Origin of the sequence: Novosphingobium sp. (assembly GCF_965214355.1) — a bacterium.
Taxonomy (GTDB): Bacteria; Pseudomonadota; Alphaproteobacteria; order Sphingomonadales; family Sphingomonadaceae; genus Novosphingobium.
In genome coordinates, this window is record NZ_CBDCBI010000002.1 from 2,364,052 (window position 1) to 2,387,859 (window position 23,808).

At 65.2% G+C, this 23,808-nt stretch carries 18 protein-coding genes; 6 read left to right on the plus strand and 12 right to left on the minus strand.

The window, feature by feature from the left end; translation table 11 throughout:
* Positions 1-37: 37 nt before the first annotated feature.
* On the minus strand, positions 38-2,491 hold the full coding sequence (locus ACOOE2_RS11155) for a TonB-dependent receptor (protein ID WP_420383074.1): 2,454 nt from the start codon (positions 2,489-2,491) through the stop codon (positions 38-40).
* A 361-nt stretch (positions 2,492-2,852) separates the two neighbouring features.
* Here ACOOE2_RS11155 and ACOOE2_RS11160 point away from each other — a divergent pair, with 361 nt between their 5' ends.
* Both ACOOE2_RS11160 and ACOOE2_RS11165 read left to right on the plus strand, forming a co-directional pair.
* A complete protein-coding gene (locus ACOOE2_RS11160) occupies positions 2,853-5,087 on the plus strand; it encodes an RNA degradosome polyphosphate kinase (protein WP_420383075.1) in 2,235 nt (744 codons plus the stop codon).
* A gap of 13 nt (positions 5,088-5,100) precedes the next feature.
* Positions 5,101-6,576, plus strand: a complete 1,476-nt coding sequence (locus tag ACOOE2_RS11165; RefSeq protein ID WP_420383076.1) for an exopolyphosphatase — start codon at positions 5,101-5,103, stop codon at positions 6,574-6,576.
* Position 6,577: 1 nt separating this feature from the next.
* Here ACOOE2_RS11165 and ACOOE2_RS11170 read toward each other — a convergent pair whose 3' ends face one another.
* A complete protein-coding gene (locus ACOOE2_RS11170) occupies positions 6,578-7,870 on the minus strand; it encodes a dipeptidase (RefSeq protein WP_420383077.1) in 1,293 nt (430 codons plus the stop codon).
* Between the two features lie 170 nt (positions 7,871-8,040).
* Between ACOOE2_RS11170 and ACOOE2_RS11175 the strand changes: the two genes are divergently transcribed.
* Both ACOOE2_RS11175 and ACOOE2_RS11180 read left to right on the plus strand, forming a co-directional pair.
* Entirely contained in the window at positions 8,041-8,358 is a 318-nt protein-coding gene (locus ACOOE2_RS11175) for a PilZ domain-containing protein (RefSeq protein WP_420383078.1), read from the plus strand.
* Between the two features lie 51 nt (positions 8,359-8,409).
* Positions 8,410-10,038 (plus strand): NAD(P)/FAD-dependent oxidoreductase, encoded by a 1,629-nt coding sequence (locus tag ACOOE2_RS11180; protein WP_420383079.1) that lies wholly within the window; start codon positions 8,410-8,412, stop codon positions 10,036-10,038.
* A 285-nt stretch (positions 10,039-10,323) separates the two neighbouring features.
* Here the strand turns inward: ACOOE2_RS11180 and ACOOE2_RS11185 are convergent, their stop codons facing one another.
* On the minus strand, positions 10,324-11,247 hold the full coding sequence (locus ACOOE2_RS11185) for a LysR family transcriptional regulator (RefSeq protein WP_420383080.1): 924 nt from the start codon (positions 11,245-11,247) through the stop codon (positions 10,324-10,326).
* A gap of 177 nt (positions 11,248-11,424) precedes the next feature.
* Between ACOOE2_RS11185 and ACOOE2_RS11190 the strand changes: the two genes are divergently transcribed.
* A complete protein-coding gene (locus tag ACOOE2_RS11190) occupies positions 11,425-11,760 on the plus strand; it encodes a hypothetical protein (RefSeq protein ID WP_420383081.1) in 336 nt (111 codons plus the stop codon).
* A gap of 86 nt (positions 11,761-11,846) precedes the next feature.
* A complete protein-coding gene (locus ACOOE2_RS11195) occupies positions 11,847-12,251 on the plus strand; it encodes a PilZ domain-containing protein (RefSeq protein WP_420383082.1) in 405 nt (134 codons plus the stop codon).
* A gap of 1 nt (position 12,252) precedes the next feature.
* On the opposite strand, the gene ACOOE2_RS11200 is transcribed toward ACOOE2_RS11195, so the two are convergent.
* The 9 genes from ACOOE2_RS11200 to ACOOE2_RS11240 form a co-directional block, all read right to left on the minus strand.
* Positions 12,253-13,656 (minus strand): MFS transporter, encoded by a 1,404-nt coding sequence (locus ACOOE2_RS11200; RefSeq protein ID WP_420383083.1) that lies wholly within the window; start codon positions 13,654-13,656, stop codon positions 12,253-12,255.
* A 100-nt stretch (positions 13,657-13,756) separates the two neighbouring features.
* On the minus strand, positions 13,757-14,236 hold the full coding sequence (locus ACOOE2_RS11205; protein ID WP_420384600.1) for a sarcosine oxidase gamma subunit: 480 nt from the start codon (positions 14,234-14,236) through the stop codon (positions 13,757-13,759).
* Between the two features lies 1 nt (position 14,237).
* The gene (locus ACOOE2_RS11210; protein WP_420383084.1) at positions 14,238-17,099 is read right to left on the minus strand and encodes a 2Fe-2S iron-sulfur cluster-binding protein; all 2,862 of its coding nucleotides are present in this window, start codon (positions 17,097-17,099) and stop codon (positions 14,238-14,240) included.
* The gene (locus tag ACOOE2_RS11215; RefSeq protein WP_420383085.1) at positions 17,096-17,335 is read right to left on the minus strand and encodes a sarcosine oxidase subunit delta; all 240 of its coding nucleotides are present in this window, start codon (positions 17,333-17,335) and stop codon (positions 17,096-17,098) included. Before ACOOE2_RS11215 ends, ACOOE2_RS11210 begins: the two co-directional genes overlap by 4 nt.
* An 11-nt stretch (positions 17,336-17,346) precedes the next feature.
* Complete coding sequence (locus tag ACOOE2_RS11220) at positions 17,347-18,609, minus strand: sarcosine oxidase subunit beta family protein (protein ID WP_420383086.1); 1,263 nt, start codon at positions 18,607-18,609, stop codon at positions 17,347-17,349.
* Between the two features lie 3 nt (positions 18,610-18,612).
* On the minus strand, positions 18,613-19,749 hold the full coding sequence (locus tag ACOOE2_RS11225) for an NAD(P)/FAD-dependent oxidoreductase (protein WP_420383087.1): 1,137 nt from the start codon (positions 19,747-19,749) through the stop codon (positions 18,613-18,615).
* Positions 19,746-21,284 carry an FAD-dependent oxidoreductase gene (locus ACOOE2_RS11230; RefSeq protein ID WP_420383088.1) on the minus strand — a complete coding sequence of 513 codons (1,539 nt, stop codon included), beginning with the start codon at positions 21,282-21,284 and terminating at the stop codon, positions 19,746-19,748. Before ACOOE2_RS11230 ends, ACOOE2_RS11225 begins: the two co-directional genes overlap by 4 nt.
* Entirely contained in the window at positions 21,281-22,540 is a 1,260-nt protein-coding gene (locus ACOOE2_RS11235; protein ID WP_420383089.1) for a cystathionine gamma-synthase family protein, read from the minus strand. Before ACOOE2_RS11235 ends, ACOOE2_RS11230 begins: the two co-directional genes overlap by 4 nt.
* Positions 22,530-23,762 carry an aromatic ring-hydroxylating oxygenase subunit alpha gene (locus ACOOE2_RS11240; protein WP_420383090.1) on the minus strand — a complete coding sequence of 411 codons (1,233 nt, stop codon included), beginning with the start codon at positions 23,760-23,762 and terminating at the stop codon, positions 22,530-22,532. Before ACOOE2_RS11240 ends, ACOOE2_RS11235 begins: the two co-directional genes overlap by 11 nt.
* Positions 23,763-23,808 lie beyond the last annotated feature (46 nt).

A 23,808-nucleotide genomic window follows, 5' to 3' on the forward strand; every position in this document is an offset into this window, starting at 1 on the left:
CGTCATCCCGGGCTTGGAGTCAGGAGATCGCGTCCACTTACAAAACAAACCGCGCGGTCACGCCATACGTACGCGGATCGCCCAGCTGCCCGACGATCAGCCCGGTGCTGCCCGGGCCCACCAGCAACTGCTGATAATACCCGACATTGAACGCATTGCGCACCCAGCCGTAAATGTCGAACCCGTGTTCGGTGCGGAACCCCGCGCGCACATTGGTCAGCGTATAGCCATTGACCCAGGTATAGGCCGATGGCGAAGGGTTCGACGAAAACGACGAGCGATAATTGCCATCGACACCGGCATAGATCTCACCGGCATGGTTCAGCAATGTCACCGGTAGATTGGCTTCACCGCCGAACGACAGCGCCAGTTTCGAAATACCGGGCAGGCGTTGCCCCGAAATGTCGCACGACACCGGGCTGAGGCCCGGAACACCTGCCGGTGCCGCAGTCTGCCCGGCCGCGACGGCCGTGCCGCCAGACAGCTCTGGCGGGCATGGCGCGGCGGGAAAGCGGATGTATTTGGCGTCGTTGTACGCCCCGTTGAAATAGGCGTTGAACCTCGGGCTCGGGCGCAACGTGATGTCCCACTCGGCGCCCTGCACCCGCACGAACGGCGCGCTGTCGACATACCCGCGCAGCGCGCTCTGCTGGCCATTGTTGACCAGCGCCTGGTAATTGTGGATCTCCGTACGGAACGCATCGGCATTGATGGTCAGGCGCCGGCCCCACCACTGCGTCTTGATCCCGACCTCGAAATGGTCCTCGTTTTCGGGTTTGATCGAGGCGAATTGCAGCAGCGGCGCACCGTTGGCCGCCGCCGGAACGCCGTTGAGATTGATCCCGCCCGATTTGAACGTGTGGGCATACGAAGCATACCCGTGAATATCGCGGTTGAACGCATAGCTGGCGGTCACATCGTACGACACGTTCCACGCGCTGTAGATCGCGTTGAAATTTTCCGGCGCCAGTTGCGACAGCTGTGACAATTGCGCTGAAGTATTGACGGCAGGGGCAGTGGCGAACTGCACCGGAGCGCCCGCAGCGTTTGTCACGACCGAGCTGTAGTAGCCGTTCTTGTAATCGTAGTTCACTCTGACGCCGGGCTGGATCGAAAACGAGTCGGTCGGTTTCCAGGTCAGCTGGCCATACAGCGCAACACTGTCATTGCGCAGCCCGATGCTGTTGGTCGACGACAACCCATCGAGGCAATTGGTGTTATAGCAATTGGTTGGGCTGGCAGATGGCGCCAGCAACCACTTGCTTGCGGCCGAGCCCTGGACTTGTGACCCCTCGGTGCGCACGACCTGGTCGAACCCGAACAGCCCGACCGTAAAGTCGAGCGTCTTGCCTTCGTGCGTCAGGCGCAATTCCTGCGAAACCTGGTGCTGTTGCGACGGGTTCTGCGACACCGTGGTCACCGGCAAGCCGGTATAATCGCGGTCGTTCGAAGGGTCCCAGTGCCAGAACCGCCACGCCGTGACCGACGTCACCGTGCCGATGCCGGTATCGACCACGGCTTTCAGCGACACACCGCCGACTTCGTTCAACGCGCGCAGCGGCGTATCGAGATCGGCGATCCGCGCAAACGGATTGGTGCTGGGCGGCGTATAGCCTGCCGTCTGCGCCAGCGCGTTGAACTGCCGGTTCTGCGCACGCTGGGTTTCTCCGACGCGGACATAGACAAACCCGCAGCAATCGGGGTTCTGGCGGTTGTAATCGGCCGCCAGCGTGATCCGGACCGAATCGCTGGGCTTCCACAGGATCTGCCCGCGACCGCCGATATTGTTCTGCCCGTTGATCTCCTTGCCGGTATGGGCGTTCAGCACATTGCCGTCGCGGTTGGTCGACGAAATCGCCAGGCGCACCGCGACCTTGTCGCTCAGCGGGCCCGACACCGCGCCCTTGAACTGATAGAAGCCCTCGTTGCCGACCGACGCTTCACCGCGCGCGGTAAAATCGAACGACGGCGGGCGCGTTGTGATATTGATCGCACCCGCAGTCGTGTTCTTGCCATACAGCGTGCCCTGCGGCCCGCGCAGCACTTCGACCCGCTCGACATCGAGGAAATCGAACGTCGCCGAGGCCGGCCGCGCATAATAGACGTCATCGACATAGACCCCGACGCCCGGCTCAATACCATCGTTGGTCAGGCCCAGCGTCGCGCCCAGCCCGCGAATGTTGAGCGAGGTGTTGCGCGGGTTTTGCGAATAGAACTGCAACGTCGGGGTCAATTGCTGCACCCGGTCGATATTGAACGCACCGGTCCGGTCGATATGCGCCGCATCGAGCACCGACAGCGAAATCGGCACCGCCTGCGACGTTTCGGCGCGATGGCGCGCAGTCACCAGGATGATGCCGTCATCGGCGTCGGCGCTCGTGGTTGCCGCAGGCGGCACGGAAGGCGCCGCAGCGGGCGCAGCCGCCAGGGCGGGGTGTGCCGCGATCAACGCAAGCGGCGCAGCAGCAGTCAGCAAGAGGCGCAAAGACATGAACATAATCCCCGAACAGATGATTATCGGCAACCCCTGGCAATCGTGATCGCGCCGGGCGCCTCATGCGCCGGCGTGTCAGGTCAAGGCGCCGACGCGCCCGTGCTGGTATCAAGATCGCCATGCCAAGCCCCCGTTACCCGGACCGGCTCGACGAAGCCCATCTTATACTCTACTTAAAAAGTAGAAATAGTAGGAGTTCTTTTCGCGGCGAAAGCCAGCCTATCATCGGCACGGAACGACGCCGGAACGGTGGTTCCCGGCCGATGTTGTGACATAGCAACCATCCCGCTTGCCAGCACGGTGCACCCGCGTGCAAAGACACTGAGAAGTGTAACAATGGAGTCACACAAGCGCGATCATGGCCGTTATCCCGCACGTCTTTCCGCATATCTCCGCGCTCGATCACACCGGTTCGCTGATCGAGCCAGGCGCGCACACCCATGCCGCCGATCTGGCCGAGCTACCCGCCGACCGGTTCTTCAACCGCGAGCTCAGCTGGCTGCTGTTCAACCGCCGCGTGCTGGCCGAGGCGCAGAACCCCGATTATCCGCTGCTCGAACGGCTGCGCTTCCTGTCGATTTCGGGCAGCAATCTCGATGAATTCATCATGGTCCGCGTGGCGGGCCTGGCCGCGCAAGTGCGCAACCAGATCGACGAAAAATCGCTCGATGGTCAATCCGCGGGTCAGCAGTTGCAGGATCTGCACGGCGCGATCTGCAATCTGGTCGAGGCGCAATATGCGATTTTCACCGAGCTGACCGCGCTGCTTGACGAACAGGGCGTGCGCCTGATCACCGATCGTCGCCTGACCAAGCCGGAAAGCGATTTCCTCGCCGACTATTTCGAAACGCATGTGTTACCCGCGCTCACGCCGCAGGCGATCGACCCGGCGCATCCGTTTCCGTTCATTGCCAACCAGGGCAGCGGCATCCTGTTTTCGCTGGTGCGCGTCGCCGATGCCGCGGCGGTCAACGAAATGGTGCTGATCCCGCCAGCGATGCCGCGCTATGTCCGCTTGCCCAGTGACCCCCTGCAAAACCAGCCGGCGACGTGGATCGCAATCGAGGAACTGATCAAGCGCAAGGCCGCGCGGATGTTCCCGGGGTTTCGCATCCACGGCAGCGGCATGTTCCGCGTGCTGCGCGACAGCGATATCGAAATCGAGGAAGATGCCGAGGACCTGGTGCGCTATTTCCGCACCGCGATCCAGCGGCGCCGGCGCGGGCGGGTGATCGTGCTGTCGCTCGAAGCCAATTTCGACGCCGGTGCCGAAGCGATGTTGCGCCAGCAGATGCGGCTCGACTACGCGCTGATCATCTCGTCGCGCGGGCCGCTGTCGATGTCGGGTCTGTCGGCGCTGATCGATGACGAGCGCCCCGACCTGAAGTTCGAACCCTATACGCCGCGCTATCCCGAGCGCATCCTGGAACACAATGGCGACTGCTTTGCCGCGATGCGCGAAAAGGACATCGTGGTCCAGCATCCGTTCGAAAGCTTCGACGTGGTCGTCGATTTTCTGCGCCAGGCCGCATCCGACCCCGATGTCGTGGCGATCAAGCAGACGCTGTATCGCGCCGGCAAGCAATCGGCCGTGATTGCGGCGCTGATCGCGGCTGCTGAATCGGGCAAATCGGTCACCGCCGTGGTCGAGCTGAAGGCGCGTTTCGACGAGGAGCAGAACCTGCACTGGGCCAGCCAGCTCGAGCGCGCCGGGGTGCAGGTCATCTACGGCTTCGTCGACTGGAAAACCCACGCCAAAGTGTCGATGGTCGTGCGCCGCGAAGGCGATGGCTATCGCACGTATTGCCACTTCGGCACGGGCAATTACCACCCGCTGACCGCGCGCATCTATACCGACATGTCGTTCTTCACCGCCGATCCGCGCTTTGGCCGCGATGCCGGGCTGCTGTTCAATTTCATCACCGGCTATATCGAGCCGCGCGGTACCGAAATGCTGGCGATTTCGCCCGGCGGCGTGCGCTCTCGGCTATATGAATGCATCGATCGCGAGATCGCGTTTGTCCGCGCGGGCAAGCCCGGCACGATCTGGGCCAAATTGAACGCGCTGACCGATCCCGACCTGATCGACCGATTGTATCTGGCAGCGCGCGCAGGCGTGTCGATCAGCCTGGTCGTGCGCGGCATCTGCTGCCTGCGCCCCGGCGTGCCCGGGCTGTCGGATACGATCTCGGTCAAATCGGTGATCGGGCGGTTTCTCGAACACAGCCGGATCTGGGCGTTCGGCAATGGCGGCGCGATGCCCAACCGGCGCGCGCGCGTCTACATCTCCTCTGCCGACGGCATGAGCCGCAATCTCGATCGCCGGGTCGAAGTACTGGTGCCGATCCGCAACGGTACCGTGCACGATCAGGTGCTCGACCAGGTGATGCTGGCCAATCTGCTTGACACCGAGCAGAGCTGGCAGCTTGACAGTTCGGGCAATTCGCATCGCGTCGCACCGGGTTCGCAACCCTTCAACCTGCATCGGTATTTCATGACCAACCCTTCGCTATCGGGTCGCGGCGCCGCCCTGACCAAAGGACGCAAAGTGCCCAAACTGGCGCTGCGTCGCGGCGGCGCGACGGCCAAGTGAACCTGAAACGATCATGACCCCGTCAGACCGCCGCGCGCCGCGCATTCCGATGCGCGCGATCATCGACATCGGATCGAACACCGTCCGCCTGGTCATCTATGGTGGCCCGGTGCGTGCGCCTGCTGTGCTCCACAACGAAAAAGTCACTGCGCGGCTGGGCAAAGGCGTCGCGGAAAACGGCCTGCTGGGTCCGCGGGCCAGTGCGGCCGCCCTCGCCGCGCTCGCCCGCTATCGCGCGCTGCTTCTGCTGCGCGGCGTCGACCGCGTCGATGTCGTGGCGACTGCTGCGGTGCGCGATGCCGGCAATGGTCAGGCGTTTCTCGACAAAGTGACCGAAATGGGCTTTGCGCCCCGGCTGCTGAGCGGTGAGCAGGAGGCCGAAACCAGCGCGCACGGCGTGCTCGGCGCTTTTCCCGGTGCGCGTGGTATCGTCGGCGATCTGGGCGGGGGCAGCCTGGAACTGGTCGATATCGACGGTGCATCCTGCCGCCACGGCACGTCGATGCCGCTGGGCACCTTGCGACTGGCGGCACTGCGTGCGGGCGGCGATCGCAAATTCGGCGAAGCCATCGCGCGGATGCTGCGAAATGCAGCCTGGACCGCAGAGCCGGGCGCGACGCTGTATCTGGTCGGCGGATCGCTGCGCGCGTTTGCGCGCTATGCGATGGCCCGGCTCGATTGGGCGATCGATGATCCGCACGGGTTCGAGATCGATGCCCCGAGCGCGCTGCGCCTGGCCAAGACGCTGGTCCACCGGCGTCCCGAATTGCTGGTGCCGCTGGCGGGGATTTCGACCGGGCGCATGAACAGCCTGCCTGATACCGCCGCGCTGCTGGCCGTGCTGATCCGCCGGCTGAACCCTGCCAGGCTGGTGTTTTCGTCATGGGGCCTGCGCGAAGGCGTGCTGGTCGAGGATATGCCGGCAGGCATCCGCACGCAGGATCCGCTGGTCGCGGGCATGTCGGCCTTCGTGCAGGAACAGGGCATTCCCCCGCAGATCGCGGCCATGGTCGCCGGCTGGACCGTCGCGGCGAGCCCGCCCTCGGGCATCGAGCGGCGCGAACGGCTGCGGCTCGCCACGACCATGCTGTGCCTGGCCGCATCGACCGTCGAGCCCAACCTGCGCGGCGATATCGCGCGCGACTGGGCCCTGCGCAAACGCTGGGTCGGCGCCGGAACGACCGAACGCGTGATGCTGGCGGTGGCGATGTTGGCACATGCCGGCCGGCTCGACGTGCCACCGCAGCTGGCCGCGCTGGTCAGCCCGGAATCGCTGCGCGAGGCACAGGCCTGGGGGCTGTCGACCCGCCTGTGCCGCCGGTTCAGCACGTGCGCGCCGCAAGGGCTGTCGGGCAGCAGCCTGACCGTGGCCAACGACCGCCTGGTGCTGACGGTGCAGCCGGCGCTGAAGGCGCTGGTCAACGACGGGGTCGAACGCGACCTGAAAGCCCTGGGCGCCCATCTCGGGCTCAAGACGCACGTCCGCTAGACTAGGGTTTTTGGTCCGGCGAACGAAGGCTCGCCGCCTCGACCTCGGCCGCACCCAACACCCGCAACACATTGCCCGACCACACTTTGGCAACGTCCTCGCGGCTGTATCCGGCTTTCAGCAACAGCTCGGTCACTTTGGGCAACGCCGCCACATCTTCCATGCCCGCCACCCCGCCGCCGCCATCCCAGTCGGCGCCGATGCCGACATGATCGACGCCTGCAACTTTCAGCGCGTGCAGCAGGTTGGCCGAGAAATCGGCAAAGGTTGGCCCGTCGACCACCGGATGGGCGGCCATGATCGCGCGCCGTTCGGCCAGCATCGCGGCTTGTTCGCCGGCAGTCAGCACGCGTCCCTCGGGATACCTGGCCATCATCGCCTTCATCGCCGCCTCGCGCGCAGGGTCGGGCTTTTCGGCCTTGATGTAGACGGTGTTGACCTGGATCACCCCGCCCTGTGCCGCCAGCGCACGCAGATGTGCGTCATCGATATTGCGCGGATGGTCGAAAATCGCGCGGCATCCCGAATGCGTCAGGATGATCGGCGCCTTTGACAGCGCCAGCGCATCGTCGAGCGCTCCATCCGAACTGTGCGACAGATCGGCGACCACGCCCAGCCGGTTCATTTCAGCGAGCAGCGCCTTGCCCGCGGGGCTCAGGCCGTGCCATTGCGGTTTGTCCGTCGAGCTGTCGGCGAACTGGTTGTTGCGAAAATGCGCAAAGCCCGAGATCCGCACGCCCATCGCGTAAAACGCGTCGAGCATCGTCACATCGTCACCCAGCGGCCAGGCGTTTTCAATCGACAGAAACACCACCAGCTTGCCGCCGGCGGCAATGCGCGGCGCATCGGCCGCCTTGTCGGCCAGCGCAAACACTGCGGGATGCGCGGCGACCATTTCGCGAATTTCCACCCCGCGCATGATCGCGGCCGAGCGCGCGGCGCGCGTCGCCTGCGGTGTCAGCGGTCCTTGCGGCGTATAGATCGCCCAGAACCCGCCATCGAGGTGGCCCTGCTTCATGCGCGGCACATCGACCTGGCTGAAATCACGCGCGGGATCATGGCGGTCCATGATCGACCAGCCCGGGACATGCAGGAATTCGGGCGTATCGAGATGCGTGTCGAGCGTCAGCAACGACCGGTGCACGCGCATCGCCTCTGCCGAAACGAGCGGCGCGGGCGCAACCGCGTGCCTGACCGGCCGGGCGCGAGCAAGCCCGGCGTCAAACCCGCAGACGAGCCCGACAGACAATAGCGCGATGCGGAGCGAGCGGCTCTGGCGTGATTGGCGAAACATCATGGCATCCCCCTGGCCCGGCGACAGGCGCACAATCTTGTCGCGGTCTTGTTGCCGTAAACCAAGGCCTTTTTTTCGCCGCGTTGTTAACCTGACTCTATCGAACATTAAGGTATTCTGCATTATCGCCGCCGATGTCTCGATAACAGACTGCAAAAAGCTGCCCATCCATGAACGCACCCGGTTCCTATCCCACCCATCCCGGCCGCTTGCGCCGTTCCGAACGGCTCGGTCTGCATGCGAACGTGCAATACCGCCGGTCGACTGTGCGCATGGCCGGGGTGACGCTCGATCTGTCGTGCCATGGCGTGCGGCTGGCCGCGATCGAACGCATGCGCGTGGGCGAAGTGCTGTGGATCACGCTGCCCGGCCTGCCGCCACGCCGCGCGGCGGTCAAATGGGTCGACAAATTCGATGTCGGATGTGAATTCGACGTGGCACTGCACCCCGCGGTGTTCGACCGGATCGCTGCGGGCGAAATGGACTGAGCGACCGATCCGGGCTTCCCCCCGGCATGCACGCCGGTTAGGGACAATGCGATGTTGCGCCTGACCGAACTCAAACTGCCGATCGACCACGGCCCCGACGATCTCGAGGCCGCGATCTGCGCGCGGTTGCAGATTGCGCGCAGTGCCCTCGTCCGGTTTGCCCTGGCCAAGCGCGGCAATGATGCGCGCCGCAAAAGCAATATCCAGCTGGTCTATGCGGTCGATGCGACGGTGCAGGACGAAGCCGCCGTGCTGGCGCACTGTGCCGGGGACAAGGATGTGCGCCCTTCGCCCGACACCGGCTATCGCTTTCCGGTCGTGGCGCCGGTGGATTGGCAGGGCCCCCGCCCGGTCGTGATCGGCGCCGGCCCGTGCGGGCTGATGGCGGCGCTGATCCTGGCGCAAATGGGGCTGAAGCCGATCGTGATCGAGCGCGGCAAGGCCGTGCGCGAACGCACCCGCGACACCTGGGGCCTGTGGCGCCGCGCAGTGCTGCACGCGGAATCCAATGTGCAGTTTGGCGAAGGCGGCGCAGGCACGTTTTCCGACGGCAAATTGTACAGCCGGATCAAGGACCCCCGGCACCTGGGCCGCAAGGTCCTGGTCGAATTCGTCAAGGCCGGCGCGCCCGACGACATCTTGTGGGAGGCGCATCCGCATATCGGCACATTCCGCCTAGTCACGATGGTGATGAGCATCCGCGCCACGATCGAGGCGCTGGGCGGTGAATACCGCTTTGAAACGCGGGTCGAGGATTTCGAGATCGCGCGCGATTCGCACGGCGCACAAGCCTTGACCGCGCTGCATCTGTCGGACGGAACGCGTCTGGCCGCGGACCACGTGATCATGGCGGTCGGCCATTCGGCGCGCGACACGTTCCAGGTGCTCCACGATCGCGGCGTGCATGTCGAGGCCAAGCCGTTTGCGATCGGCGTGCGGATCGAACATCCGCAAAGCTGGATCGATACCGCCCGCTATGGCCCATTTGCGGGAAACAAGCTGCTGGGCCCGGCCGCTTATGCGACATCCCATGCATGCCGGACCGGGCGCACGGTCTACAGCTTCTGCATGTGTCCGGGCGGTAAGGTCGTCGCGGCGACCAGCGAGGAAGGCCGCGTCGTCACCAACGGCATGAGCCAGCATTCGCGCGCCGAATTCAACGCCAATTCGGGCCTGGTCGTCGATATCGACCCTGCCCGCGACTATCCCGGCGGCCCGCTTGCAGGCATCGCGTTCCAGCGCAAGTGGGAAAGCCTGGCCTTCACGGCCGGCGGCAGCGATTACCATGCGCCCGGCCAGAAAGTGGGCGATCTGGTCGCCGGCCGGGCATCGTCGGGCGCATTCGGCAGCGTGGTGCCGTCGTACCAGCCCGGCGTGCGACTGACCGATCTGGGCCAGTGCCTGCCCGATTACGCAATCGCCTCGATCCGCGAGGCGCTGCCGGTGTTCGGCCGCCAGATCCCCGGATACGACCATCCCGACGTGATCATGACCGGCGTCGAGACACGTACATCATCGCCGGTGCGCATCCGGCGCGGGGCGGATCTGCAAAGTGTGAATACGGCGGGGCTGTATCCGGCCGGCGAAGGCGCCGGATATGCCGGCGGGATCTTGTCCGCCGCGGTCGATGGCATCCGCGTTGCCGAGGCGCTGGCGTTGCGGTTGCTGACCCCAGCTTAGCCTCTTGCAGTTTTTGCAACCAGCTTTCCGCCTTTCGCACTTGCACAATAACCGGCGCGGGCCCATTTGAAACTCGCCTTTCAGGCATCCTCTCCCAAACTTTCAAAGGCCGACCGGGCAACCGGTCGGCTCTTTTTTTGCCCTCGCGCCCTACAAACCACACTACACCCCCACGTCATCCCGGGCTTGACCCGGGATCCCGCTTTCCTCCGGGCCGCCCGCGCTATCGCCTGCGCGAAAAGACGAAGGGGATGGGTGGGATTTCGTCGCCTATTCAAAAATACGCTAAAGCCCGACGCGCGCCACATCATCGTGGCGCCCGAGCTCCACAAACTGATCGCGCAACCACGAGGCCGCCGGCCCCGGCGGCGCGTCGGTCCGCCAGATCGCCGACAACCCATACCGGCCGCCGCTGTGATCGGGCAGATTCAGCCGCACCAGCGCGCCCGCGGCAAGATCGCCCGCCACCATCGGCAGCGGCATGCTGCCCCAGCCCACGCCTTCGCGCAGCAGCGCGTGTTTTGCGGACAGATCGGCCAGGCGCCAGGTCTTGCGGCTGATCACGCCGAAATCGCGCCCCTCGGTCAGGCGCGAGCGGTCCGACAAGACGAGCTGCACATGATCGCGCGCATGGCCCGGCGGGATCGCGCCGATCTGCGCCAGCGGATGATCGGGCGCCGCCACTGGCACCATCAGCGTCGATCCCGCCGCAACCGAATTCAGCCCCTCGACGCCCAGCGCCAATGGTCCGGATACGCCGATGATCGCGGTGCCATCACGCACCAGCCCGGTGATCGCGCCCAGCGCCTCCACATGCAGGCGCAATTGGACGGTGGGAAACGTCTCGGCAAAATCGTGCAGTACCCGGCCCAGCCGTTCGGCCGACAGCATGACATCGACCGCCAGATCGACCTCGGCCTCCAGCCCGCCCAGCAACCCTTTGACTTTGGCGCGCAGGCCGTCGACGCCCGCCGCGATCGCACGGACCTCTGCCAGCAGCGCACGCCCCGCCACGGTCAGTTGCGGCTTTCGCGTGCCTTCACGCTCGAACAGCACCAGGCCCAGCTGCACCTCCAGATTCGACATGCCATAGCTGATCACCGACACCGCGCGCCCCAGCTGGCGTCCGGCACCGGCAAAGCTGCCGGTATCGACGATCGCCAGAAAGATGCGCAGCTGGTCGAATGTCGGTGTACCCGGGTTGTTCATTGGCGCTGGTCTCCGTGCCGAACAGGCATGCGCCATATCGGCACTTGCGTAAGACAGCTAATGCAAACGTTCAGGAAAATGAAACGTACCGTTGCAACTTATAGGGGTATTGTCATGGGTCCGATGGGGCCATGACGCACTTGCAACCTGCTCCACCCATAAAAAAGACCCCTCGCCATGGCCATCCGCAACGCGCGTCCCGCAACAATCCCTGCCCTGCCCGCACTGACATCGGGCGAATGGCGCGATGTCCAGGCTGCGTTGCGACAGGTGCAGGGCGCCGGTTGCGCGCGTGGCGAGCGTCCCGGTCCGTTTGTGCGCGGCTTTGCGAAAATCAGCCAGTTTGTCTCGCATCGTCCGGCCCGGTCGGTGCCCGCAGAGTTGCAGCCGGTGCGCGATTTCCTGTGTGAAAGCGCGCGTCATGGTCCGGCAATCGATGCACTGGCCGAACGGCTGCACGATCGCGGGTTTTCCGATGCGCAGATTGCCGCTCTTTCCTTCATTGCCGGCTAGGCCAGCAAGACTCCCTTTACCCCGTTCGCGTATATCGAGATCCGCGCCGGACTATGTCGGCCGCGGATTTTGACAGGACGTGCCGCATGTCGTTTATCAACCGCGAACTGTTTTCCGGCACGCCGCTGCGCGATACCCGGCGCGCGCGCCTGGTGCGCGGCACACTGCGTTTTGCCAGCGGCACACGAATCCCCATCGTCATCCGCAATCTGTCCGAGCGGGGCCTTGGCATTTCGTGCCGTACCGCGCCCCCGCAAGTGGGTGAGGCCGTGGTGGTGACATTGCCCGGTTCGGCCGAGCTCGACGGCATCGTCCGCTGGACCCAGGATACGACCTGCGGAATCGAATTGACTGGCCTTGTCGACGCCGAAGAAATCGCCGCAGCGTTGCAACGCGAACAGGCGCGGTTGCTGGAAAAAAGCGACTGGACCGTCAGCACGCTGCACCGCATCCACGCCCCGCGCGAAACGGGGCCAAGGCGGCGGATTTGAATCAGCTTTGCTTCGCGCCCCGCACAACGGCCAGCTGTGCGTCAATTTTCTTCGTCGCATACCAGTAATGCCATGCGGCCCAGAATCCGGTCGGCGCCAGGATCATCAGCGCCAGCCGTAACGAGGCGGCGTCGCCGCCTTTGACGCCGCCGAAATAATCCGACGCCATGCCGACAAACATCGGCGCGATCACCAGGTTGCAGATATTGGCCGCCAGCAGCGTGACGGCCGAGACCATCGCGCGCAAATGCGGCTGCACAAGATTGTTGAGCAGGCCAAAGCACGGCCCGATGTAGAAATACATCGCGGGCACCATCACCCACAGGCACACTTTGGTAATCGCCAGGTTGTGCGTCCAGAAAATGAAGAACGACGGGATCGTGGTGAGCCCGACGATCAGCGCCATCAGGTGCAGCACCCGCTTGGGATTGGCCATCATCGGCGTCGCCAGGAACAGGCTGGTGCCCACCGTCGCCAGGCTGCCGGCAATCAATTGCATCGGCCCGAGCATTGCGCCCGCCTCACCCGTGGTCATGTGATAGGTGCGTTGCAGATACGTCGGCATCCACCACATCAGGCCCCATCCCCACAATGCGGTCAGCGCGCTGCCCACGATCAGATGCATTGTCGCGGGCTGCCTGAGAATGATCAACAAGTCGGCGAACATCTGCCGGAGGATGGCCCAAAGGCCGCTGAACTGCGGGACTTCGGCTTCTTCAACGGGCGCCGCAGCCGGCGCATTGCCGTCGCTCATCACGCCGCGTTTGGGTTCGCGCAATGTCGTGAACACGATGATGCCCATGACCACGCCGGGCACGCCCATCGCCAGGAACGCGGTGCGCCAGTCGAACGCATCGGCGATCCGGCCGGCGATATCCTGCCCCAGCCAGGCGCCAAGGCACGCACCAAGCGCCCAGATCGTCAGCACCGCCGTCTGATGCCGCGGCCGGAAATAATCCGCCAGCATCGATGTCGAGGGCGGCGTCCCCCCGCTTTCGCCGACACCGACCAGCACGCGCGCGCCAAGCATCTGGAAAAACGTGCGCGACAATCCGGTCAGTACGGTCATCGCCGACCAGATCACCAACGAAGCGGCCAGGATATTGCGGCGGCTGTAGCGATCCGCCAGCCACGAAATCGGAATGCCCGCAGTGACATAAAACAGCGCGAGCCCGACTCCGCTCAGCACCGCAACGCCGGTATCAGTCAGATGCAGGTCGAGCTTCATCGATTCCATCAGCGTGCTGATCACATAACGATCGGCGATATTGAGCGCGTAGATCAGGCTGAGCACCAGCAGCACATACCATTGCCGCGCAGATGCCTCGGCAAACACCGACCCGCCGAACAGCCTCCCGGTGCCGACCGGCGTCTCTGCCAGGGATAGGCCTTTATCTTGCGCCATGCTTCGCTGTCTCCCTCTGGACGGTCTGTTTGCCAGATCGCGACCTCACCCAAACCCAGTGCCTATAGCGGCGATAACCCCGTGACCAGATGCCGGGCGATTACCCGTGCATTCCTTGTTGCCAGCCCAAATGCTGCCCCAAATGCTCCCAATGCGCGAGCACGTGCCCGGCATAGCTGGCCGGAACGAAAACCTCGCATGTATTCTCGGCCACCACATGCAGCACGCATGGCGCATGGCACAGCGCAGTCATCGCGACCGATCCTGGCCCAAACGCCGGTGTTTCCGCATCGAACAGCCCGCTCTGCATGATCAGATCGCGCCAGTCGCGCGTCAGCCGCACGCGCCGCCATCCGCCGGCATTGGGCGTAACCACGCCGCGCCCGGCGAGCACGGCGGTCACATCGGCCGCGACGAACGCGCCATCGAGCCACCACCGCTTCGGCCCGACGCGCAGGATCATCCCGCCGGCGGTGGACAGTGCGCGGCCCGGCGCGGGAAGCGCGATATCGCCGAGATACGCATCGCGCGCATCCCACAGATCGAGCGACAGCAGTGTTTCGGCAGGGGTAACGACCATGTCAGTCACGATAGCGCGCCCCTTCGGCATCATAGAACACCGGCGCACCGATCTTGACCGGCACCGTCTGTTTGCGCGTCGGCGACCAGGCATATAGCGTCTCGCCATGCCGCGCCTCGCCATCGACCAGCAGGCCCAGGCCGATGCCGCCGTCCCCGGCGACGCGCGGCGCGGCCGTAGTGACATGCCCGACAGGTTCTTCGCCCTCGCGCGCGACCAGCATCGCGCCTTCGGGAATTTGCGCGCCGTTCAGCGAGGTCACGCCGATCAATTGCCGGCGGCCTGCCGTGTCGGCCATCGAAGGCCGGGTCAGTCCCTGCCAGCCGATATATCCGCCTGCCTTGCGCAGCATGCCGCCCAGACCCAGATCCGACGGAATAGCACGCCCGTCGGCCTCTGCGCCGATCACCACATGGCCTTTTTCCACGCGCAGATGGTCCATGGCATCCAGGCCATAGACCCCGCCGCCCAGGCTCTGCGCGGCTTCTAGCAGGGCAGCGAACACGACAGGCGCTTGATGGCCCGGCACATGCACTTCGAACGCGCGCTCGCCGCTGTAACTCGCCGCCAGCACACGCACGCCAATCCCGGCGATCGTCGCCGGCATCAATCCCATATGCACCGGCGCCGGCGCGCCGATCAGATCGGCCAGCATGACCGCCGATTTCGGACCGGCCAGCGCGATGCCCGCCCAATGCTCGCTCAGATTGATCGCCGCGACTTGTGGCCCGCCCAGCAGCACATCGGTGACATACGTCAGATGCCGCGCCATCCGCGCCGCGCCGCCGCTCGAACTGGTCAGCAGCCAGCGATCCTCGGAAAGCCGCCACAGCGTGCCGTCGTCCATCACGATGCCGTCTTCGCGGCACATCACGGTATAGCGCCCGCGCCCGATCGCCAGCTTTGCCTGCGGTGTGGCGCACACGGCATTGACCAGTTTCAGCGCATCGGGCCCGGCAATCTCGAATTTGCCCAGGCTCGACACATCGACCAGCCCGACGCTGGCGCGCACCATCCGCGCCTCGCGCAGGCTCGCCGTGCCCAGGCTTTCACCGGGCACGGGATACGCGCGCGGCCGCATCCACGCGCCGGCCGGCACCCACAAGGCGCCCAGCGCGTCGTGGGCCGCGGCCAGCGGCAAGCGGCGGATCGGCGCGGCGTGTTCGTCGCGCATCGGGCCGGCAAAGGCGCCCAATGTCACCGGCGTATAGGGCGGGCGGAATGTCGTCAGCCCGGCCTCGGGCAGCGGCAGCCCGCGCACATCGGCAATCTGCGCCAGCGCAACCATCGCGCCCAGCTTGCCCTGATCGGTGCCCATGCCCAGTGTCGTATAGCGCTTGGTGTGTTCGACCGAGACATAGCCTTCGCGCTGCGCCAGCGCGATATCGCCGGTGGTCACATCGTTCTGGAAATCGACGAACGCCTTGCCCTTTGCCTCACCGCGCCAGATCGGCCCCGGCGACGCCGGCCCGTTCGGACCCAGCGGATCGTCGATCAAGGCGTGGGGCAGGATGGCCGACAAATCGTGCTCACCCGCCGCCGCGCCGATCGTGATCTGGTTCTGCCGCCCCGCGCCAGGCATGAACGCGCCGCGCGCCGCATCGTAATCGAGCGCACCGCCCGCCATGCGATGCAAGTGCAACACCGGGCTCATTCCACCCGATACCGCCAGGCAATCGGCGGTAAACTTCTGGATATTGCCGCCGATCGACGCCTCGACACCGGTCAATGCATTCTGGCGCTTCAATCCGCGCAAAGGCCGCGCATCGGCAAATACCGGAAATCTCGCCCGCGCCGCCGCCACGATCGCGCCGTCGGGTGCCGCCCGACTGTCGAGGATCGCGACGATGTCCACACCCACGCCCGCCAGCGCAAAGGCGGTGCGATAGGCCTCGTCATGGCTGGTCGCGATCACCGCACGCGCGCCGGGCGCAACGCCGTGGCGCAGCGCGAGTGCGCGCGCCGCGCTCGCCAGCATCACGCCAGGCACGTCGTTTTCGGCAAACACCAGCGGCCGTTCGAGCGCGCCTGTCGCCAGGATCACTTCGCCGCACCGGATATTCCACAGCACCTGGGCCGGATCGCCGCCGGTTTGGCCCGGCTCGACCCGCCGCTCCACGGCAGTCACGAAATTGTCGTCCCAATGCCCGGTCGCGGTCGTGCGCATCAGCACACGGCCGCCGGCCGCGCGGATGCGCGCAACGACTTGCGCGCCCCATGGTGCGCCGGCCGTGCCATCGATCGTCACGGTTTCGCGCAGCAGACTGCCACCCGGCACGGCATCCTGCTCGACCAGAATAACGCGCTTGCCCGCGTCTGCCGCACCAAGCGCCGCCGCCAGCCCGGCGGGCCCTGCGCCCACCACCAGCAGATCGCAAAACGCGGCGCGGTGGCCATAGCGGTCGGGATCGGGCCCCTGCGGCGGCTTGCCCAATCCTGCCGCCCGGCGAATGAACCCCTCGTAAAACATCCAGAGCCTCGGCGGGCCGAAGAACGTCTTGTAGTAGAATCCGGCGGGCAACATCGGCGACAGCAGCGAATTGACCACGCCGACATCGAACTTCAGCGATGGCCACACGTTCTGGCTGGTCGCGACCAGGCCCTCGTACAGGAACACATCGCTGACACGCACATTCGGCTCGGTGTGCAGGCCGGTCCCGACAGTGACGAGCGCGGACGGTTCTTCGACGCCCATCGCGACGACACCGCGCGGGCGGTGGTATTTGAAACTGCGCGCGATCAGCTTGACGCCATTGGCGACCAGCGCGGCGGCAAGGGTATCACCCGCCTGTCCCACATAGCGTTTGCCGTCGAACGTAAACGCGATCTGACTGGCGGAAATGCCCGAACCGTCGCGCCTCATAGCGGCACCACGTCGCTGATCGCGTGGGTCATCCGGTCGCGCGTCAGGCGGAGCCACTGGCCACACATATGGCTCCAGATTTCCTGATCTTCGCCGCGCAGATTGGCGCGTGAAAACAACGCCGTCATCGCGACATCTGCGGCATCGTCGAGCTGCACGACGCTGTCGACGCTGCGTTCATACGCGAATTCTTCCTGATTGCGCGGCCCGCAATGGGGGCATGGGATCTGTAGCATGTCTGGCCCCCTCAGCGGTTCTGCGGCATCGGGCCGGCGCCGAGTTCATCGATCGTGCGGCCCGCGGCAAAGCGGGCGAGATCGAACGGCGCGGCGATCGGATGGCTTTCGCCAGTGGCGAGCAGATGCGCGTACAGCTTGCCCGATCCGGGCGTCGCCTTGAACCCGCCGTAACACCAGCCACCATTCAGATAGAGGCCATCGAGCGGGGTGTTGCCGATGATCGGCGACCCGTCGAAACTCATGTCGGTCACGCCCGCCCACGAGCGGACCATGCGCAGCCGCGACAGCGCGGGCATCAGCGCGATTGCCTGGACGATCGAATCTTCCAGCCGCACCGGCGCGCCGCGCTGGGCGTAGCTGGGAAAGAAATCGGGATCGCCGCCGCCGACCATGCCGCCCTTGTCGCTCTGCGAAAAATAGCAGTGCAGCGATTGCGACATGACCACGGTATCGACCATCGGCTTGACCGGTTCGGTCACCCAGGCCTGCAAGGTGTGCGCCTCGATCGGCAGTTTGAGCCCTGCCATCCCCGCCACGGTGCCGCTGTTGCCGGCAACGCAGATCCCGGTGCGCCCGGCCGCAATATTGCCGCGCGTGGTGGTAACGCCGGTCACGCGATTGCCCTCGCGCAGGAACCCGGTCACTTCGCAGTTCTCGATGATATCGACGCCCAGATTGTCGGCCGCGCGGGCATACCCCCACGCGACCGCATCATGGCGCGCGGTCCCGCCGCGCCGCTGGATCAGCCCCCCCGCAATCGGCCAGCGCGCATCGCGGCGCATGTCGAGCAACGGCAGCAGCTTTGCCACCGCATCGCGGTCGATCAGGTCGGCATCGATGCCCATCGCGATCAACGCGTCGCCGCGCTCGGCCAGCTTCGCCATATCGGCATCGCTGTGCCCGAGGAACAGCGCGCCGCGCGGCGAAAACATCACATTGTAATTGAGCTCGTCCGACAGTCCGTGCCACAGCTTCAGCGAGTATTCGAGCAGGCGCTGCAATTGCGGCTGGCGATAATTGGAACGCACGATCGTCGTGTTGCGCCCGGTGTTGCCGCCGCCGATGTAGGATTTTTCAAGCACGGCGATCCGCTTGATCCCGTGTTCCTTCGCCAGGTAATAGGCCGTCGCCAGGCCATGCCCGCCGCCGCCGATCAGGATCACATCGTACGGGCCGTTCGGCTCGCCCGCGCGCCAGGCGCGACCCCAATGACGATGCCCGCCGAGCGCGCCGCGCAACAGCCCAAGCGCAGAATACCGGCCTGCTCCCATGATTTACGCGGCCTCCAGCGGCAACCAGCCCTGTGTTTCACGCCAGTCGGGCGCCAGGTTGTCAAACCGCGCCAGACCCAGTTTCGAAATCTCGGCAAACGAGCACTGCCCGTCGACCACAAGATCGCGCACCGCGTGCCCGGTCGCAGGCGACAGGCCGAACCCGACGCCCGACATCGAAGCAACCGTGACGTTACCGACACGATCGATCGCGGGGCGCCCATCGGGGGTGTTTTCGATGATTCCGGCCCACGAGCGGATCACATTCAGATGCGCCGCCTTGGGAAACAGTTCGGCAACGCGCCGGGCCAGGTTGCGCGACAGCGGCGTCGTCGGGCGGGCGCGCACGCCTTCGGGGCTGGTGTCGATCCATTCGTGCGGGCCGCCGCCGAACGCGAGATTGCCGCGCATCGTCTGCCGCCCATACAAGCCGTTGCCATCCACGCCGCCGTATTTCATCAGCGGCGCCGGCTCGGTCACGATCATTTCCGCACGCGCCGCCACCAGCGGCACATGAATGCCCAGCGGTTCGAGCAGCGCCATGATCTGCGGTCCAGCCGCCACGACCAGCGATCCGCATGTGAACGAACCCTGCGGCGTCGTCACGCCAGTAACTGTGCCGCCCGAGCTGTCGATCGTCAGCACCGGGCAATGCTGGATGATCCGCCCGCCCAGGTCCTGCAGCGCCCAGGCATAAGCCTGCACCGTGCGTTGCGGATTGGCATGGCCGCCAAAACGATAGTGAATGCCGCCCAGGCAATTGTCGCCCGCGATCGGCACCAGTTCGCGCGCCTGCTGCGGATCGAGCCGATCGACACGGTAACCCATTTCATCGCACATGCCGGCGATGAAATGATAATGGTCGAGATTGTGCTGGTTGGTCGCGATGATCACGCGCTCGGGCGAATGTTCGGTCGGATAGCCAAGCAATTCGTCCATCATCGGCCATAGCCGCTGTTCTTCGAGGAACAGCGGGCTCTGGTAATGGCTGCAACCGCCGCCGTTGCGGCTCGAGGCCTCCGCACCAACGACACCCTTGTCGAGCACGAGCACGCGCAAACCGTCGCGCGCCAGCCACCAGGCCGATGACAGCCCGGTTACGCCGCCGCCGACCACGATCACATCATAATGCGTGCTCACAGGTGTCCGCTCCCCTGAATTTCGGCCATTTTGCGCGCCTCTTCGGGCGTGCCGATGTCCTTGTAGGGAATCCATTGCGAGCGGATGCCGAACCAGACGTCCCATCCGGCGGTCATCGCCGCCGATTCCTGCCAGTCGGCCATCACATTCAGCGGCACCGGACGCACCGGCACGCGCCAGTTGCCGCGCGGCGCGGATTTGGGCGGCAGGTTGGCGGCCATCGCCAGCAGCAACGACACCTGTTCGCGGCAGCGCCGGCCCTGGCACACGCCCATGCCCGCGCGGGTCAGGCGCTTGACCTGCTCGGCATCGGGCGGTCCGTCCTCGAGCAGCGTGCCAAGCGAGCGTTTGCAAATCGCCTCACCGCGTTCGAGATACTTGGGCGGCTGCACCCCGATCAGATCGGCGCGCGTCACGTCCTCGCACTGGCAGACCATCGTGGTGTCAGGGCTGGTCGCGACAAAGGCCCGCAACCAGTCGTTACGATACGCCATGCGGTCGAATTCGTCGGCGTGCGCAGGCAACCTGGTAGTTTCGCCCAGCGCCAGCGCCATAACGTTACGACCCTGTTCCAGCGCAGCGTCCCGCGATCCTGTCAGCCCTGTCACCGCGCCTGCCAGCCAGATACCGGGCAGGATCTCGCCCGCGCCGCCCGGAATGACCGCGCCGCCGCGCAGCGGTTCGGTCGTTACGTTGGCACCGGCGACTTCGGCGAGTTCGATTGCAGGTACGGCATCGACTGCCATGATCACCGTGTCACACACGATCGTGCTCTCCACACCGTGCGCATCGGCCACGATCAGCGCCTCGACGCCGTCGATCCCGCCCTCGGCACGGATCACGCGGTGGCCGGTCAGCACAGTGGTGCCGTCAATCGCGGTTTGCGTAACGTCACGCACCTCGATCACCGCCGCAACCGCAATGCCGCGCGCCTGCGCCAGGGCCGCCGTGTTGCGCGCGAGTTCGCCCGAGCCCAGGATAACGACCCGTTGCCCCGCAAACGCATCATAACGCGTTACCAGCGCGTCGAACGCCAGCGCGCCCATCACGCCCGGCTGATCCCATCCGGCAAAGCCCAGTGCACAATCGCGCGCGCCGGTCGCCAGCACCAGCGTATCGAATGCGAGCGTCGTGGCCGCCGTGCCATCGGACAGCCCCAGCATCGCGCGCGGCATCGCGCTGCTCGCCTCACGGTTGCGCCACAAGCCCCAGGCCGTCGTGCCCAGTCGCACATCGACCCCGGCCTCGAAACAATCGGAGATCAGCGGCTCGTTTTCGACCAGCGTTTCGATCAGGCGCTCGGGCGATTGCAACGCCGCCGTTGCCCGGCCCCCAAACCACAGCGGCACATCGGTACCCGCCAGCGCCGCCGCCACCGGATTTTCATCGATCAGCAAAACCTGGCGCCCGGCCTTCGCCGCCGCCAGCGCCGCGCCAAGGCCCGCTGGCCCGGCGCCGACAACGACCACAGCGACCGTTTCATCGGGCGCGGGAATTTTTCCGTCGATCGCAAAGGCATCATGAATGCGGGTCATACGTGCTCCAAGGCCTGGGCAAAGTCGGCGATCAAATCATCGGGGTGTTCCATCCCCACCGAAAGCCGGATCGTGCCATCGGTAATGCCGCCGGCGGCGCGCACGTGCGCCGGGACGCTGTAATGCGTGGTCGTGGCCGAATGGCAGGCGAGCGTTTCGGAGCCGCCCAGGCTGACGGCCTGCTTGACGAGCCGCAAGCTGTCGAGCAGCGCGAACGCCTCGGCCTGCCCGCCGTGCAGATGCAGCGAGAATGTCGATCCCGCGCCCTGGCACTGTCGGTCATAGACAGCGCGCTGGGGCGTACCGTCTGCAAGGAACCCCAGAAAGGTAATACCGGCGACTTTGGGATGATCGCGCAGGAACGTCGCGACCGCGACGGCATTCGACATCGCCCGCTGCGAGCGCACCGCAACGCTTTCCAGCGAGCGCAGCACGAGCCAGCAGGTAAACGGATCGCAATGGCTGCCCAGCGTCGTGCGCAGTTGCAGCAGCGGCGCGATCACGTCGGCGCGCCCGCTGATCCCGCCGGACAACAGATCGCTGTGCCCGCCGCAATATTTGGTCAGCGACGTCATCGTCAGATCGACGCCGAGCTCGACCGGACGCTGCGCAAACGGCGCAAGAAATGTGTTGTCGCAGACAACAAGCGGCCGCTTGCCCGTGCGCGCACCGATTTCATCGGCAATCGCCACGACCAGCGCGATATCGGTCAGCGCCGCAGTCGGATTGGCCGGCGTTTCGATCACGATCAGCGCCAGCGGACCCTTGCCCAGCGCAAGCTCGGCCTGCGCGCGGATATGCGCGCCGTCGCAACCATCGACGATCGGCAGGGTATGCGTGCCGAATTGCGGCATCAACCCGTTGTACAGTCCCTCGGTGCCGCCATAGATCGGCCGGCTCATCAGCACGCTGTCACCAGGGCGCACATAGGCCAGCGCAATCGCGCTGTGCGCCGCCATGCCCGAGGCAAACACTGCCGCGCGCTCGGCGCCATCAATCGCGGCCAGCCGGGTTTCGAGCATCGCCAGGTTGGGATGCGACAGGCGCGAATAGATGTAGTTCGGCTGCCCGGCCATGGGGCCGGTGCCCAGGAAATACGCCTCGTGAATGTCGCGCGCCTGGCTGGCGCTTTCGTAGACGAAGGTCGACGTCAGGTAGACCGGCGGCTTGGCCGCGCCGCTGGCGCTGGCCGGGTCATACCCCGCCATGATCGCCAGCGTTTCGGGATGAAAATTCGCATCGGCATCATGCGGCATGCAAACGACCCTTGGTTCCCAACTTGCCGTCAATATAGGCCGACGCCTTGTTGCAGTACCAGTCCACAAACCGCAGCACGAGAATTTCCGCCTCGGGCGAATATGGCCCTGGCACATAGCCCCGGCTGTCGACGCCATCCTGGTTGTTTTCGGCCAGGTCACGGTCCTGGATATTGGTCGAATGCCACGGTTCGTTGATCGTGGCGGGATCGTAATCGACGCCAGCGACCGCATCCTTGTGCACCAGCCATTTGGCCGTCACCAGCGTCTCGCGCGGGGTCAGCGGCATCGCACTGAAGAAAAACAGCATTTCGCCCGTGGCATGGGCAAAACTGTGCGGCTCCAGCGCCCAGCGCAGCGAACCGATATCGCCGCCGCCCGGCTTGCACATCAGCACTTTCGACGCCGGCTGCCCGTCCATCGTCATCGACAGCATGCCGGGATTGAGCGGAAAGCGCACCGCCTGCCACCAGTCTTCGCCGATCGGCCCGCTGGGCAGCGCCAGTTCAACCATGCGTTCGTCGAAAATCCGCGCGAATTCGGCACCGTTGTAATCGAAATAGGCGCCGCTGCCGACCGGGAACGTTTTCGACAGTTCGGGGTGCGACGCCTGGCAATGATAGCATTCGCGCCCGTTTTCGAGCACGAGTTTCCAGTTCGCCTTTTCCAGCAGCACTTCGGAATAGGCGACTTTGGCATTTTCAAGATCGTGCGGCGCCAGCACTTCGGTCATCTCGGCGCGAAACTGCTCGAAAGCCGGCGGATTGTCGGCCAGGCAGATGTAGATCACGCCGGCGACCACTTCGGTGCGCACCGGCCGCAGCCCATGATCGCTCTTGTCGAAATCGTCGGGCATGCGCGCCGCGCTCATCAGCGAGCCATCGAGGTTGTAGGTCCACTTGTGATACGGGCACACGATGCGCGGGCTTTTGCCCTGGCCTTCCTTGCACAGCACTGCGCCGCGATGGCGGCACGAATTGTGAAAACCCCGGATCACCCCGTCGCGCCCGCGCACGATCAGGATCGGCCATGGCCCGACCTTGATCGAGGTATAGGCGCCCGGCTCGCTGACTTCGCAAGTGAATCCGGCCATTAGCCAAGACTGCGCATAAATCGCTTCAAGATCGAACGCAAACACCGCAGGATCATTGTACAACCCCTGCGGCAGGCTGTGGCCCGGCAGCCGGCTATCGAGTTCGCCCCTGATCTTTGCAAGATCCACGTGTCGTCTTCCTTTGTGATGCGGCCCGCGCCCAAGCGCATGGTAT

What these genes read in the sequence shown, in the direction of transcription:
- ACOOE2_RS11155 (WP_420383074.1), bottom strand. Translation starts at nt 2,491, where the DNA reads ATGTCTTTGCGCCTCTTGCTGACTGCTGCTGCGCCGCTTGCGTTGATC.
- ACOOE2_RS11160 (WP_420383075.1), top strand. Translation starts at nt 2,853, where the DNA reads ATGGCCGTTATCCCGCACGTCTTTCCGCATATCTCCGCGCTCGATCAC.
- ACOOE2_RS11165 (WP_420383076.1), top strand. Translation starts at nt 5,101, where the DNA reads ATGACCCCGTCAGACCGCCGCGCGCCGCGCATTCCGATGCGCGCGATC.
- ACOOE2_RS11170 (WP_420383077.1), bottom strand. Translation starts at nt 7,870, where the DNA reads ATGTTTCGCCAATCACGCCAGAGCCGCTCGCTCCGCATCGCGCTATTG.
- ACOOE2_RS11175 (WP_420383078.1), top strand. Translation starts at nt 8,041, where the DNA reads ATGAACGCACCCGGTTCCTATCCCACCCATCCCGGCCGCTTGCGCCGT.
- ACOOE2_RS11180 (WP_420383079.1), top strand. Translation starts at nt 8,410, where the DNA reads ATGTTGCGCCTGACCGAACTCAAACTGCCGATCGACCACGGCCCCGAC.
- ACOOE2_RS11185 (WP_420383080.1), bottom strand. Translation starts at nt 11,247, where the DNA reads ATGAACAACCCGGGTACACCGACATTCGACCAGCTGCGCATCTTTCTG.
- ACOOE2_RS11190 (WP_420383081.1), top strand. Translation starts at nt 11,425, where the DNA reads ATGGCCATCCGCAACGCGCGTCCCGCAACAATCCCTGCCCTGCCCGCA.
- ACOOE2_RS11195 (WP_420383082.1), top strand. Translation starts at nt 11,847, where the DNA reads ATGTCGTTTATCAACCGCGAACTGTTTTCCGGCACGCCGCTGCGCGAT.
- ACOOE2_RS11200 (WP_420383083.1), bottom strand. Translation starts at nt 13,656, where the DNA reads ATGGCGCAAGATAAAGGCCTATCCCTGGCAGAGACGCCGGTCGGCACC.
- ACOOE2_RS11205 (WP_420384600.1), bottom strand. Translation starts at nt 14,236, where the DNA reads ATGGTCGTTACCCCTGCCGAAACACTGCTGTCGCTCGATCTGTGGGAT.
- ACOOE2_RS11210 (WP_420383084.1), bottom strand. Translation starts at nt 17,099, where the DNA reads ATGAGGCGCGACGGTTCGGGCATTTCCGCCAGTCAGATCGCGTTTACG.
- ACOOE2_RS11215 (WP_420383085.1), bottom strand. Translation starts at nt 17,335, where the DNA reads ATGCTACAGATCCCATGCCCCCATTGCGGGCCGCGCAATCAGGAAGAA.
- ACOOE2_RS11220 (WP_420383086.1), bottom strand. Translation starts at nt 18,609, where the DNA reads ATGGGAGCAGGCCGGTATTCTGCGCTTGGGCTGTTGCGCGGCGCGCTC.
- ACOOE2_RS11230 (WP_420383088.1), bottom strand. Translation starts at nt 21,284, where the DNA reads ATGACCCGCATTCATGATGCCTTTGCGATCGACGGAAAAATTCCCGCG.
- ACOOE2_RS11235 (WP_420383089.1), bottom strand. Translation starts at nt 22,540, where the DNA reads ATGCCGCATGATGCCGATGCGAATTTTCATCCCGAAACGCTGGCGATC.